The organism is Kribbella sp. NPDC050459 (assembly GCF_040655315.1).
GTDB lineage: Bacteria > Actinomycetota > Actinomycetes > Propionibacteriales > Kribbellaceae > Kribbella.
Window position 1 is genome coordinate 259,782 of sequence record NZ_JBFAJQ010000001.1, and the last position, 13,269, is coordinate 273,050.

A 13,269-nucleotide genomic window follows, 5' to 3' on the forward strand; every position below is an offset into this window, starting at 1 on the left:
GTCACAGCGCCTCCGCGGCGAGGTCACGGCGTGCGGCGTCCTCCGGCACGCCCAGGTGATCGAGGGGATCCTCCAGGCGGCGGCGCAGCAGCTCGGCCGAGCGAGCGGCGTACAGACCGTCCTCGATCCGCTCGTCGAACGTCCACCGCAGGGGAAGGATCGGCCGGATCCGGATCTGCCCGTCGTGGACGACAGGTGTCGGACGGACCCGGCCGACGACCAGGAACAGCGGGCAGTTGCCGTGCTCGTACAGGTGGTGGAAGGCGGCGTCGGTCTTGAGGCTGCCCAGATTCGACACGACGGCCGACGAGTACATCGGATCCGACCGGGTCAAGGTCGACGGCAGTACGCCACGCGCGTCCAGCCAGTGGAACACCGAAACGGCGAGGTCGAGCATCGGCGCCGGCAACGAGAGGAAGAGCCGCATCTCCTTGTCGACCTCGGCCACGCCGGACGTGCGGGCGTCGCGGACCGCGCCGTCGAGGTCGTTGATCACCGCCGCCAGGCCTTCGTGCGGCTCGAACCGGCGCTTGATCATCTCCAGCGGTGCGTTGTCCGCGAACTCCTTCATGGCGCCGAACGACAGGTGGACGCCGTCGCGCTGGTACAGCCGGCGGCCGGCCACGAAGCGGTTCATCCGCGGCCGGGCGTGCAGCATGCCGGCGACCTCGTGCAGCACCAGGACGAACAGGCTCAGGTGGGGTCCGCCGGCCGTGTTCCACCGCTGGATCCAGTCCTGCGCGGCGGCGATGTCGACGAGCTGCTCGAAGTACACCGTCGACTCGGTCCGGCGGCGCATGATGAACGGCATGATCGCCCGCTCGTCGGGAATGTCGGTGACGAGCCGGCCGTCACGGCGTCGCGCTCCGGGATGCAGTCTGCTCCGCATGGCGTCCTCCCTCGCTCCCGATGGTGAACAGCCGCGAAGTCCCCGAGTAGGGCCGAAGTACCTGCTGGTGTGCCTTTCCGTGGTGCCGGATGCGGTACTCGCCGGCGGCGTCGGCGGGTACGGTCCAGGTCACGACGGCGAGCTGCGCGGTCCGGGTCCGGCGCCAGCGGAACGTCGTGGACCAGTCGCCGTCGTCGGCCACGGTCTCCCAGCCGTCGGCGATCCGGCGCTGGACCTCCAGGTAGGTGCCGTTGCGCCGCAGGTCGTTGTTCGGGTACGCCGCCACGAAGATCGCGGTGACCAGGTCACCCGGCCGGTACCGGCTCCGGGGCTCGACCACCACGTCGCCGAACGCGTGGTCAGCCGGCGTACGGTCGTAGGGGATCTGTGGCCGCGCGAGTCGTTCCTGTCCGGTCAGGTCCGGTCCTTCGTCGCCGTAGCGGACCGGGCGGCCGTCCCGCATGGCCTCGGCGAGCTGTCCGGCCACCTGTTGCAGTGCGGGCAGCGTCCACCGGCCGAACAGGGTGCTGCCGCCTTCGTACTGCTGGGTGTCGTACTCCTCCGGCGTCGTGACGTAGTGCAGGTAGCCGTTGCTGTAGCCGACGACCAGCACGTCGGCGAGCTCCGCGCCGACGATCGAGGCGACTGTACGGCGCAGCCGCAGGCCGGCGACGACCGTGACCTCGGCCGGGATGCCGAGCAGATACAACTGGCCGATGCGCAGCAACTGGATCGGCGCGTTCCGTGCGACGTAGTGCCCCCGGAGGCCGCCGACCACGAGTGCCTTGGGCGCCTGGACGTCGCGGAGGCGCGGATTGCGCCGGTAGAGCGTTCGCGACACCGTGTCCCACAACGGGTTCCGGCCCTCGTGGAAGCCGCGGAAGGCAGGGCCGTCCTCCTGGCTGCCCGCCAGCGCGGCGGCGCCGCCGACCGGAGCGCCCGTCCGGTGTTCATGGCCGTCGCCGGTGAACTCCGGGCGGACCACGGCCGCGCCCAGATCCACGTGGGTCAGCCGGTGGTCGACACCTCCGTCCAGGACGGATCCCGGCGCCGTCATGAGCCGGGCGGCGGCTTCGTACTGGCGCAGGCCGATGATCCGCGTGTTCTCCGTCTCGTCGGAGCTCGGGCCCTGACCGGGCCGCAGGTCGAGGTTCGGTGTGAGATCGCCGGCGTTGGTCTGCGCGAATGCCGCCACGAAGTCGTCCGGTCGGCGATCCAGGTAGTCGACACCGGCCACCAGGCGTTCCCAGTGATAGGCGGCGTACCCCTTGTTGTCGCCGCTGATCAACGTGTTCGCGTTGGTCATGCTGGTGTTGTGCACCCCGAACCAGTTGATCGCTCCGAGCGGTCTCCCGGCGCGCTCGATCCGCAGCAGCGTGGTCTGTGGGTCGACGCCGTCCGGGAACCACTGCCGGTCGGCCGCCGGATTGTTGTCGAAGGCCACTTTCGACCGGTTGGCGCTCGCGTCCCGGAGCTCGCCGTGCGAGAGCGTGAGCGCGGCGGGGGACAGGTCGCCGTGCGCCCGGACGACGGCCTCCGTCATCCCGTCGACGATCGCTTCGAACGTCTTCGGGCGGAAGCCGCCGGTGTTCGAGTGGTACAGCCGATGGTGCGAGTAGCCGCCGGGACCGCTGTGCGTGTGCGTGGCCGTGATCATGGTGTTGTGCTCGGTGTACAGCGTCCCGTACTCGTGCCGCAGCCGGTCGAGCACAGCCCGGCAGACGTTGTCGAACACCATCGGCAGGTCGTTCACGACCAGCAGCACCCGTCGTCGGCTCGCGGGGTCCGCGATCACGAACGCGCGGGACCGCAACCGCAGGTGGATCCCGTCACTGCGTTGCCGGGACTTGCCGTACCCGAGCATGCCGGTGTCCGCCGCTTCGCCGGTGATGTCCGCGATCCCGCGACCACACAGGAACATCAGCGGGCCACCTAACCGGTCACCAGCGCCTTGAGGCTCTGCCAGACGAGCTGCTCGCGGTCGGCGATCTCGTGCAGCGGGGTCGTGGCCGGTTCCAGGAGGTCTGCCGGATCGTCGAGTTCGGCGGCCGCGGCGAAGGTGGCTGCGACGCCTTCCCAGAGGTCGCCGATCGCGTTGAGTTCGCTGCCGAGCTCGCCCAGCCGGGACTCACCCGTGATGACGGTCGCCTCGCCGAGGAACCGCGCGTACAGGTACCGGAAGATGCCGCCTCCGGTGCCGCCGCGGCGGTCGATGAACAGTGCGGTCTCGAAGCAGGTACGACGCAGCGCGGCGGCGTCGAGGACGTCGGGCCACCGCAGCGTCTCCTGGAGAGCTTTGCGGATCCCACGGACGCCGAGGTTGCCGATCGGCGGGGTCAGCATGCCGTCGCACACCTGGTCGATGGCCGCCCGAACGTCGTCCGCGTGCGGCTCGCGCGCGCCGGCGAAGTCGAAGGTGTACCAGGTGTGCCGCGGCGGGAACGGGCGGAACCTCGACCCGCGTGCCGCCTCGAGGACGTCCCAGTCGACCGGATGAAGTTCCCGGTCCCGATCCGCGATCAGGACCCGTCCGGTCGGCGGGTCGTAGCCTGCCGCCACGACGACATGGCCGCCGAAGTGATAGTCCGGCGGGAGGTCGAAGTACGGCAGGAATCCCATGTCGACGTACAGCAGCGCGGGCTCGCCGGCCTCCAGGACCTTGCGGAGCTCGGCCTGCGCGACGTGGGTGCTGGACGTGGAGCGGGACGTGACCGCGACGCCGGTACGGCGACCCGCCGTCTTCTCCAGGCCCTCTTCCCGCGGGCTCGCGTTGTTGGCGCGGCCGCCGAAGAACGGATCGGTGCCCTTGAAGTGGAAGTACACGAACCCGAGACCCGCCCCGAGCCCGAACAGCAGCTCCTCGCTGATCGGATAGCCGTGGAAGTCGTACACGTGTTTCAACGACCCGGTGACACAGTGGTGCGTCGGATAGCTGCCGAAACCCGCGAAAGGCTTGAACCTCTCCGGCCCACTGACCGTGGTCGTCATCTCAGTACCTCCCGATCACCCGGTTGCCGCGATCCAGCCTGGTCCGGCGGGCTCGTCGGGCACAGGGCCGAAGGTCCTGTCGTGTGCGGCAGGCCGCCGCGCCCGGCCAGCTTCGGGACTTTCGCCCCTGGCTGCTCCGGGGGGCGGTGCAGAGTGTGAAAGTGAGCGGAGGGAGAAGCGCATGTCCAGAATCCGCACGGTCCTCGCGGCCACGACGATCCTCGCAGCCCTCGTCACGGCCGGCTGTGGTGGCGGGAAGGCATCCGCGCCCCCGGCCGCGTCCAGCTCGGCGTCGGCCGGTGCGGCGACGCCGAGCACGCCGTACGTCACCGGGGTAGGTAAGCTGCCGGCCGCTGCGATCCTCGCCCGCGCCAAGGCTGCGCTGGCCGCTGCCGGCAGCGTCCGGGTGAAGGGCAGCGTCACCTCCGAGGACGGGAAGCCGACGACGATGGACCTGGCGCTGACCCGGACCGCCGGTAGGTCCACGATCGGCTTCTCCGGCGGGCGGCTGACGGTCATCGTGATCGGGCGCACGGCCTACTTCCAGGGCGACGACGCCTTCTGGAAGGCGAGCGCCACGGACGCCCGGCAAGGAGCGGCGTACGCCGCCATGTTCCGCGGCAAGTGGCTGAAGACGACCGCCGGGGACAAGCGGTTCGGCGACTTTTCCGACCTGGCGAACATGAAGGCCTTCGTCGCGGAGCTGGAGACTCCGGGGGCCGCGAAGACCGGACCGCGGGTCGTCGACGGGGTCAACTGCATCGGCTTGGTGGGCGACGACGGCTCGACGCTGTGGATCGACCAGGTCAGCGGCCGCCCTGTCCGCGGAACGAGCCCCGGTGCGGGCACCGGCCTCGCCTTCACCGACTACGACCGGGTACCGGCGCCGACGGCCCCGCCGCCCGACCTCGTGATCGACGCAACCGCCCTGCACTGACCGGCGTGGTCCTCCCGATTCCCGGGACTTTGGGCCCTGGCCGGTGGCGATGGCCGGTCGGACGGTGAAGGTATGACGGAGTTGGTGCAGCACGTGATGAGCGGTGCCTGGCCGGACTGGGGCGGCGACGAGCTCGGGCCGCGGTCGGTGACGATCTTCCGCCTGCCGGGGGAATTCCGGGCGGTGGTTGCCGTGGACAACGTGACGCTCGGACCGGCGATCGGCGGCGTCCGGATGCGGCCGGAGGTGACACCCGGTGAGGTGATCCGGCTGGCGCGCGGGATGACGCTGAAGTGTGCGGCGGTCGGACTGCCGCACGGCGGCGCGAAGGCGGGCATCGCCGCGCCGCCGTGGCTGGACGTCCGGACCAAGGAGGCGCTCCTCCGTACGTTCGCGGTGCGGATCGCCGATCTGACCGACTACTGGCCCGGCCCGGACATGGGGACGGACGAGACCGCGATGGCGTGGGTCTACGACGAGATCGGGCGATCCGTCGGCCGGCCGGCGGCGATCGGCGGCATCCCGCTCGACACCCTGGGGGCCACCGGGTTCGGCCTCGCGATCTGCGCCGAGGCACTCGAGACGTCCGGCAGGCTGGAGATCGACGGCGCCCGGATCGCGGTCCAGGGCTTCGGCGCGGTCGGCCGGTCGGTGGCGTTGCAGTTGCACGAGCGGGGAGCCCGCGTCGTCGCGGTGTCCGACATCGAGGGGGCGGTGACCAATCCGGACGGGCTGGACATCGCGAAGCTGGTCGACTTCCAGCACGAGCGACCGCTGAACCAATTCCCCGGCGGTACGCCGATGATCCGCGACGAGCTGCTCGGCGTACCCTGCGACGTACTGATTCCGGCCGCGCAACCCGATGTCCTGAACCGGGCCACCGCCGCCCAGGTCCGGGCCTCGATCATCCTCGAGGGAGCCAACATCCCCGCCACGCTCGAGGCCGAGCAGATGTTCGCCGCGCGCAACGTCTTGGTGGTTCCGGACATCATCGCGAACGCAGGCGGCGTGATCTGTGCCGCCGCCGAGTCCCGCGGTCTGACCGCGGCCCAGGCTTTCGCCGACATCACGGAGCGGCTGCGCGCCGCCATGACCGAATGGCTCGCACGCACCGAGTCAGGCGAGGCCCCACGCAACGCCGCGCGCACGATGGCGCAGGAACGACTCCAGGCCGCCACGGCATACCGTCGCACGTTCTGACCGCGTCATGCGACGAATCCGCACCGAAGTCCGGGATGCAATCCTCTGGATCTTCGGGAGGTATCTCAGGTGAAGACCTCGACGAGCCGCAGTGCCTCCCGCGGGCCGCGGAGGCTGAGCTCGGCGACTTCACCGACTCCGCGGACGTAGTACTTGGTGTCGAGGACGCCAGGCTCGAGAGCGGTCGTCTCTGTGGTGCGAAGCGCGTGGCGGAAGGTTCCGAAGGGGACCGTCACCCGGGCTGAGCGGTCGACGACTTGGAAGATGTCTTCGGCGTGCCCGCGGTACCACTCCTGCCGGAAGCGCCGGCCGAGCTGCGGGTGTGCTTGCATGACGACACCAGGCTGTGCGCCGTCGACGCCGGCGTGGAACGATCCTTCGCGGCTGACGACGCGGCCCCGGGCATCCAGCTCCGCCGTGTCCTCACCGAAGTACCAGACGTTGCCGCACTCGTCCTGGGCGTAGTAGTCGCTCGTTCGCTCCGTCAGGACGTTGCTCAGATAGAGGCGATCCTCGACCACCCGAGTGCGGACGCCACGCACCAGCTTCGTGCGTGGGCTGACCTTGACGATGTCGAGGGCCGGTTCGCCGTCCTTCGTGCCGGTGTAGACCATGGTTCGTCCGACCGGGAGTGGGAACCACCGGTTGGTCACCGACGCGGTGAAGTCTTCGGTGTCGATCCGCGGCCGGTATGACGTACCCGGACCGAACACGGGCAGGTTGCACCGCGCAGCAACTGTCGAGCTCGTGGTGATCGACGCCCGTGCGCTTGAGGGTGCTGCGCCTGGACAGAGGAGCAGCGCTGCCGAGAGCAGGGCAGCCGAACGTCGAGTGTTCATGGTGGCCTCCTGGTTCCTGTCGAGCCAGACCAGGAGATCACCATCAACCTGAACGCAAGGTGAATGTCGCCGCGAGGACGCCGGCTCGTTGGAGGGATCGTGAACGCCCGCGACGCATCCTCGGCCCGAAGCGTGGCAGCGTCAGCAGCGGGTCGTCCTGCGCGTCAGGACCGCAGGCGACGCAGAGATCCGGGCAACGCAGGGCGCGCAGCTCGGGGCCCCTCCGGCCGTCCGGCCACTTGACGAACGCGCGCGTCCGGCCTGCCATCAGCCAGAGCCCGAGATCGGCCGGCGAGGTTTCCTCGGATCGGCCGCCGTCGGGGCGGCACCAGCGCACCGCGGTGATACCGCATACATCCTCTCGACCAGGCTCGAGCCGGATCGCCGTGACGAAGACAGTGTGTGAACTCGCCAAGCTCATTGAATTCTCCCGAAGGTCAAATCAATCAGTTATCAGGCGACCAAGTGGCTGGCAAGAGTTTGCACCCGGTCGGGCAGCCATTATCAGCGGAGCGAATCCGGCCATTCACAATGAGTTGCTTATCCGCTTCAGCGAAACCGCTGGGTCCAAAAAATAGCTCGGGAATTGCCTGGTTTATCCCGAAGGGTTGCGGGGAAGCGTTCGTGGCGAGCTCTTGCCGAGCCCCGCTGTCAGATCGTGAACTCCAGCCACAGTGGGAAGTGGTCGGAGATGCGCCAGGAGAGCTGCGACCTGGTGAGTCCGTCCTGAGTGTGCGGGACGAAGTCGAAGCTGCCGCAGCGCTGCGTGTACGTGAGCCCCTGGAGGAGTGCCGGGAGGTTGGGATCCGCGGGGTCGTTGAACCAGGCGATCTGGTCGTAGAAATGACTTGTGCGGTCATTGTCGAAGATGGTCCGGGGCACCAGTCCCAGTTCTGGCGGCGGCCAGAGACCGGTGGAGACGAAGGCTTGGTACAGAGGGTTGTCGATGCGGTCGAGATTGAAGTCACCGAGCACCAGCAGGTTGCGGTTCCAGTCCTTCGGCTGATCGGCCCAGTCACGCATCCACCGGGCGAAGGCGCTGATCTCGTCCAGGCGACCGGCTGTGCTCTTGCCCCAGAGGACATGCACCGTGGCAAGGATGAAGTCTGTCGTCTCACGGACGAAGCCGGCGGCGTAGGGCGTGCGGGCGAACTGCTTCGCGTTACCCGTGGCGGTCGCGGGGAGCACGATCTCGCCGACGAGACCGGACGGTTTCACCCGGTCGGCGTCGTACACGAAGGCCAGCCGCTCCTGATTCCCCTGGCTGCCTTCGGTGGTGTCCGACACGATGACCCGGTACTGCGGGCCGAGCCGGTCGAGCAAGGCGAAGAGCGCGGTCGTGTCACGCCGGGTCTCCTGGATTGCCGTCACATCGAACCTCTCCACGACGGAGGCGATGCACGCCACGGCCTGCCAGTCGCGCTTGGGTTGGTCGTCATCGGTGGACTGCCATTTGTTGGTCAGGCCACCGAACGCTCGCAGGTTCCAGGTACCGATGAGCAGGTTGTTCTTGGTCTTTGCCGGTAGTTGCTTGTCGAGCGCCTTCCTGATGCCTTGGAGATCGCGCTTCACGGCGGCCGGCATTCTGCCGGCAGGCGGCGTCATGACACGCCCCGTGCGTAGGGGTAGCCGGTCGGCGCTGGAAGATTGTGACTGCGGATTCCGACGTACGCACCGTCGCGCCTGCCGTCCTTCAACGACTGGACGACCTGCAACTTCCGCAATGAGCGGACCTGGTGATCCAGCACTTGGGTGATCCGCACCATGTGCCGAGCCCAGTCGGACGCGGGATCGGGCTCGGGCGACAACAGTCCACCGGCGTCAGAGACGAAAACGGTTCTGCAGCGCTTCCAGGCTGTCTCCAGCCCGAGGTTGTCATACACTCCGCCATCGGTCAGCGCGAACTCGTCCCGATACTTGCGAGGGTCGAGATGGTTGCCGTTGTCATCGACCCAGGCCGCCTCGTCCATGGCCAGGCGGAACGGCGAGAGGAAGGGCGGGAAGGCAGCGGATGCGGCGACGGCCGCGGACAGACGTACGGTCGGATCGAGATTTCGGCCGACTCGCCAGTCCGCCACACCGTCCTGTGTGAAGCGAACGAGTTTGCCGCTGCCGGTGTTCGTCGCGTTGAAGACGAAGACAGGCTTGGCCGGCAGGTCGGCAAGCGTGGCGGTGCCGAGAAGATGTCGCCGCAGTTCCCCCTCGACTTCCTCGCCGATGCTGCTGAACGGCGAGAGCAGGCCGCTGACGACTGCTGAGCGGTCGATGGTTCGTGCGGCCAGTGCACGGATCGGAGCCTCGACCTGTTCGACGAACGCGGCATCCGGGTCGGAGCTGGTGGTGACCTTCGACCATGTCAAGGCCAGGATCGCTGCCGTCATGCTGCCACCGGACACCGACGAGATGCGGTCTGCTCGCTGCAGCCATCGTGTTTGACACAATCGGCGCAGCACGCCGGTATGGAACAGCATCGCCCGATATCCTCCGCCGGAAAGGCAGATGGCGGTTCCAGTCGTGGGAACTTGTCGTGGCTCGAACGGCAAGTGCCGTACCGGCTCGACCAGGTCATGGATCGTCTCGCTCATGGCGATTCCCCCCGGAACACAGGCCTGACCTGCCAGTGCGGGGTCTCAGGCGCCGCGACCCCCCAGCCGCACCCTCGTCATCGAGCGTGCGCCGCGCGGTCAAGGCTGTCAACGGATTGATCGCGCAACGGCGAATTGGGACACAAAGGTTCGTGCGGATTCGCAGGAATACACTGCGGGACGTTGAAGGTCCCTTTGGACTACCGGATGCCCGGCGGCCGCGCGATCGACGTCGGGCCTCGGCTACCAGGCGCTCTGCGTCAACCCGTCGGAGGCTGAGACGGCTCTTTCTCGGGTGGTGGGTTTCGGGTCAGGATTGGGGTATGACCGCGACCATCGTCCTGACCCACGGCTTGGTGAGCCGGCGGTGGCGGTGGCGTGCGCTGAGGCTCTGAGTACCTCCGAGAAGTCCGGCTGTCACCGCCCGCAGGTCACCCCGGGACGGTGGCCGTCGCGCTGACCGTCGGCCGGTGTGGTGATCCCTCCCGGCGTCCCGGTCGCCGCATGCCGTACCTGTGAAACGTTTCCACACAGTGCCGAACAGTATGAAGAAAGGACAGAGCGATGCTTGATCCCGTCGTCGGCAAAGGTCAGCTGACCGAGACCGACCGCTTCATCTTCGAGTCGTGGGGCTACTTCCTGATTCCGAACGTCCTGACCAAGGACGAGGCTGCCGAGGCGTACGACGTGTCGCAGCGTCTGCACCAGAGCCGTGACCGTGAGTTCGGTCAGATCGGCCGGACCTACGAGAGTGAGCCGGTGCTCGAGCGGCTCATCGACCACCCCGACGTCCTCCCCAAGGTGCAGGGTCTGCTCGGGGACCGGTTCGTGCTGCAGGCCGGCTGGAACACCATGCAGCCGGCGCATGCGGGCAACGGCGGCTGGCACCAGGACGGATCCTCCGCGTTCGACTTCAAGGACCTGGGCTACCCCGTCCCGTTGCTGCAACTCCGGGTGTCGTACCTGCTCACCGACCAGACGGTGCCCGGTATGGGCAACATGGAACTGATCCCCGGCAGTCACCGCTCGCGGGTCGGCCTGCCTGATTCGATCCGGCAGAGCAAGGGCGACATCGCGATCGGCCATGTCGTGTGTGCCGAGGCCGGCGCCGCGCTCGTCTTCCACAACGGCGTCTGGCACCGGACCTTCCGCCACGACGGCGACTACGACCGCTTCACCACCCACTATGTCTACAGCCCGCCGTGGGTGCGCATGGCCGACCGTTTCGGCAACGACCCCGAGTTCCTCGAACGCACCACCCCGCTCAGGCGCGCCCTGATGGGGGAGTTCAGCAGGCCGGACGCCCCGTTCGGCGCCAACTACGACCCGCTACCGATCTGACCCGCACACGTTCCGGCGCGGCACCGGCTTCCCAGAGGCCGGTGCCTGGCCGACGTCAGCTGCTGATCTTGAACTTCGGCGATGTCACCAGTTCGGCCAGCTGGTCGGCGGTGAACACCGGTTGCTTCAGCGGCGACCGTGCGTCGTTGTCGCTCTTCTTGGTCTGCGCGAGGACCACGACGGTGCCGTCGTCGTACCGATAGGCGGCCCACTGGTCGTACCGTGCGTCGGAGCCCTTGGTGGTGAGCACGCCGACCTTCTTGCCGCCGACGTCGACGACTGCGCAGGTGCCGGTCCCGCCCCAGAACTTCTCCGCGGCCTTGCACGGGGTTGTCGCCGGCTTCCCGTCGGGCGTGGTGGACTGCACGAGCAGCTGGCCGACCCGGTCGTCCTTCTGCACCGGGATGGTGGCCGTGTACTCCCAGTAGTCCTGCTCCCCGTCATTGGACGCGTATTGGCTCTGCGGGTAGCTCATCCGGCGACCGTCGGGGTACTTCAGGTCCGGTGTGCCGAACCCGGCCGGTACCGCCGAGCGCAGGTCCTGCATCAGCGTCACGGCCCGGGTGGCGCGCGGGCCCGCGGTCGCCGTACGGTCCACCTGGCCCTCCGGCCAGGGATCCTTCGACTTCCGCGTGTTCGGCGCCACCGGCGTCACTGTGGAGACCGGCCGCGTCGTGGGTTGGGTCGTGGGTTGGGCCGTTCCTGTGTCGCCGGCCACCATCTGGCCCACCGACCGGTGACCGCTGTAGTTCGCGATCACGGTGGGAGCGGCACCGACCCCGACCACCAGCGGTACGGCGGCGACCGCCGCCCACCTCACCCTGCGCCGCTTACGCGTCCGGCGGGCCCGGTCGAGCGCGTGGGCGGGATCCATCGACGGCGGCGGGGTGCTGCGCACCATCACGTCGCGGAACGCCTCGTTGAGATCCTCTTCGTTCATCGAACCTTCTCCTCTTCCAGCAGACCGCGCAGCGCGGCCAGCCCGCGCGATGCCTGGCTCTTGACAGTTCCGGTCGAGCAGTCGAGCAGCTCGGCCGTCTGCTCCACGGACTGGTCCTCCCAGTACCGCAGCACCAGTACGGCGCGTTGCCTCGGCGGCACCTTCACCAGCGCCTCGAGCAACATGAGCCGTTCTTCGGTGGGGCCTGCCGACGCCGTCGGCGGGTCGGCCGGCGGGACGCCGACGGACTCGTACCGGAACCACCCCCGGCGCCGCTCGGACAGGAACGTCCGGATCAGCGTCTGCCTGGTGTAGTTGTCCATCGCGTCCTGCCGCTGGATCCGGCGCCACACCTGGTAGATCTTGGTGAACGTCTGCTGGACCAGGTCCTCCGCACGATGCCAGTCGCCGCACAGCAGGTACGCCGTACCACGCATGGCATCGGAACGAGCCGCGAAATACGCCTCGAACGCGGCGTCCCGATCACTCATCTGCCCTCCCCATCCTCGGTACCGGGTTAGACACGCCCCGAGCGCCGAAGTTGGTTGCACGGCCCGATCAGTGTTCCTTCCGCGCGTCAGGCCGGCGGCTCCGCGAGCGCGGCACGCGACGCGGGCGCGGGGAACGGGTCCGCGAAGTACTGCGTCTCCCGGACGACCTCGTCACCGGCGAACTCCATGATCGAGACCGAGTAGGTCGGCACGCCGTCGTACGTGATCGTGCATTCGCTGATCCAGAGATCGTCGCGGCCGACGATCCGCAGGACGGTGAAGTGCCGGTCGGCGGGGTGGCCGCCGCGCTGCGCGGCGATGGTCGCGCGGCCGCGGAAGCGTTCGCCCGACTGCGGGTACCGGAGTTCGGCGTCCGCCGCGTAGATGGCGTGCTCGGTGCCGACGTCGCCGCTCTCGGAGGCGCGCCAGTGCTGCTCGATGGCCGCCGTCCTCGATGGCGCCGCGGTGGTCATGCGCGGCTCTCCCAGCCGTGGAAGGCCGACAGGTCGCCGGCGTCCCACGCGGCCCGCAGGCCCGGAGCGCTCAGGTCCCAGTCCGGCCGGATCTCCTCCGTCGCGGCCCGCAGGTCGCGCCACAGTTCGTCGGTCGACGGCCGACCCCAGAACCAGTAGCCGTTGTAGACGGAGTGGATCTGGAGACCGGGTTTGAGGACCAGGGTGTGCGGAATCATCGGGTCGTTGTCCGGATCGGTGTACTCCTGGATGTCCAGGTCCTTCTGGACCAAGCGCCCGGGGTCGGACAGGAACGGCCAGTTCGCGCCGACGGACGCTCGGAACTCTTGGATGGTGTGGTGGTCGTCCGTCGCGATGGTGGCGATCGTCGTGTACGCGACGGCGATCCGGCGCTGCATGGCGGCCAGGTCCAGGTGCTGCTGGTGCTCCTTGGGGCAGTAGTGTCCACGCGCCAGGGTGAGGATCATCGGGTCGTCGCCCTGGATTTCGCTCAGCCGGCGCGGCGTGCCGGTGTGGTCGGGGAGTTGGTAGTCGGGGAAGACGCCCCGGGGGACGATGTCTGAGCGCATGGTGGCCACCTCTCGGG

The 13,269-nt window shown here is 68.6% G+C and carries 13 protein-coding genes; 3 read left to right on the top strand and 10 right to left on the bottom strand.

The window, feature by feature from the left end; translation table 11 throughout:
* Position 1: 1 nt before the first annotated feature.
* Genes AB0I12_RS01255 through AB0I12_RS01265 form a run of 3 tightly spaced genes read right to left on the bottom strand, consistent with a single transcriptional unit; the run spans position 2 to position 3,877 of the window.
* Positions 2–889, bottom strand: coding sequence for a 2-oxo acid dehydrogenase subunit E2 (locus AB0I12_RS01255; RefSeq protein ID WP_359922830.1), 888 nt, complete (start codon positions 887–889; stop codon positions 2–4).
* Complete coding sequence (locus AB0I12_RS01260; RefSeq protein WP_359922833.1) at positions 852–2,810, bottom strand: neutral/alkaline non-lysosomal ceramidase N-terminal domain-containing protein; 1,959 nt, start codon at positions 2,808–2,810, stop codon at positions 852–854. Before AB0I12_RS01260 ends, AB0I12_RS01255 begins: the two co-directional genes overlap by 38 nt.
* Before the next feature lie 11 nt (positions 2,811–2,821).
* On the bottom strand, positions 2,822–3,877 hold the full coding sequence (locus tag AB0I12_RS01265; protein ID WP_359922836.1) for a BtrH N-terminal domain-containing protein: 1,056 nt from the start codon (positions 3,875–3,877) through the stop codon (positions 2,822–2,824).
* A 181-nt stretch (positions 3,878–4,058) separates the two neighbouring features.
* On the opposite strand from AB0I12_RS01265, the gene AB0I12_RS01270 reads away from it, so the two are divergent.
* Both AB0I12_RS01270 and AB0I12_RS01275 read left to right on the top strand, forming a co-directional pair.
* Complete coding sequence (locus tag AB0I12_RS01270; RefSeq protein WP_359922839.1) at positions 4,059–4,814, top strand: hypothetical protein; 756 nt, start codon at positions 4,059–4,061, stop codon at positions 4,812–4,814.
* Between the two features lie 72 nt (positions 4,815–4,886).
* Positions 4,887–6,014 carry a Glu/Leu/Phe/Val dehydrogenase gene (locus AB0I12_RS01275; protein WP_359922841.1) on the top strand — a complete coding sequence of 376 codons (1,128 nt, stop codon included), beginning with the start codon at positions 4,887–4,889 and terminating at the stop codon, positions 6,012–6,014.
* A gap of 65 nt (positions 6,015–6,079) precedes the next feature.
* Here AB0I12_RS01275 and AB0I12_RS01280 read toward each other — a convergent pair whose 3' ends face one another.
* From AB0I12_RS01280 to AB0I12_RS01290, 3 genes are all read right to left on the bottom strand, one after another.
* The gene (locus AB0I12_RS01280) at positions 6,080–6,853 is read right to left on the bottom strand and encodes a hypothetical protein (protein ID WP_359922844.1); all 774 of its coding nucleotides are present in this window, start codon (positions 6,851–6,853) and stop codon (positions 6,080–6,082) included.
* A 651-nt stretch (positions 6,854–7,504) separates the two neighbouring features.
* Positions 7,505–8,425 carry an endonuclease/exonuclease/phosphatase family protein gene (locus tag AB0I12_RS01285; RefSeq protein ID WP_359922846.1) on the bottom strand — a complete coding sequence of 307 codons (921 nt, stop codon included), beginning with the start codon at positions 8,423–8,425 and terminating at the stop codon, positions 7,505–7,507.
* A gap of 29 nt (positions 8,426–8,454) precedes the next feature.
* Complete coding sequence (locus tag AB0I12_RS01290; RefSeq protein WP_359922849.1) at positions 8,455–9,438, bottom strand: patatin-like phospholipase family protein; 984 nt, start codon at positions 9,436–9,438, stop codon at positions 8,455–8,457.
* A gap of 564 nt (positions 9,439–10,002) precedes the next feature.
* On the opposite strand from AB0I12_RS01290, the gene AB0I12_RS01295 reads away from it, so the two are divergent.
* A complete protein-coding gene (locus AB0I12_RS01295; protein WP_359922851.1) occupies positions 10,003–10,779 on the top strand; it encodes a phytanoyl-CoA dioxygenase family protein in 777 nt (258 codons plus the stop codon).
* A gap of 55 nt (positions 10,780–10,834) precedes the next feature.
* On the opposite strand, the gene AB0I12_RS01300 is transcribed toward AB0I12_RS01295, so the two are convergent.
* The 4 genes from AB0I12_RS01300 to AB0I12_RS01315 form a co-directional block, all read right to left on the bottom strand.
* Complete coding sequence (locus tag AB0I12_RS01300; RefSeq protein ID WP_359922854.1) at positions 10,835–11,719, bottom strand: hypothetical protein; 885 nt, start codon at positions 11,717–11,719, stop codon at positions 10,835–10,837.
* Positions 11,716–12,210, bottom strand: a complete 495-nt coding sequence (locus AB0I12_RS01305) for a SigE family RNA polymerase sigma factor (RefSeq protein ID WP_359922857.1) — start codon at positions 12,208–12,210, stop codon at positions 11,716–11,718. The genes AB0I12_RS01300 and AB0I12_RS01305 overlap by 4 nt, the downstream gene beginning before the upstream one ends.
* Positions 12,211–12,296: 86 nt before the next feature.
* Positions 12,297–12,683 carry a nuclear transport factor 2 family protein gene (locus tag AB0I12_RS01310; RefSeq protein WP_359922860.1) on the bottom strand — a complete coding sequence of 129 codons (387 nt, stop codon included), beginning with the start codon at positions 12,681–12,683 and terminating at the stop codon, positions 12,297–12,299.
* Positions 12,680–13,252: a redoxin domain-containing protein gene (locus tag AB0I12_RS01315; protein ID WP_359922863.1), complete on the bottom strand. Its 573-nt coding sequence runs from the start codon at positions 13,250–13,252 to the stop codon at positions 12,680–12,682. Before AB0I12_RS01315 ends, AB0I12_RS01310 begins: the two co-directional genes overlap by 4 nt.
* Positions 13,253–13,269 lie beyond the last annotated feature (17 nt).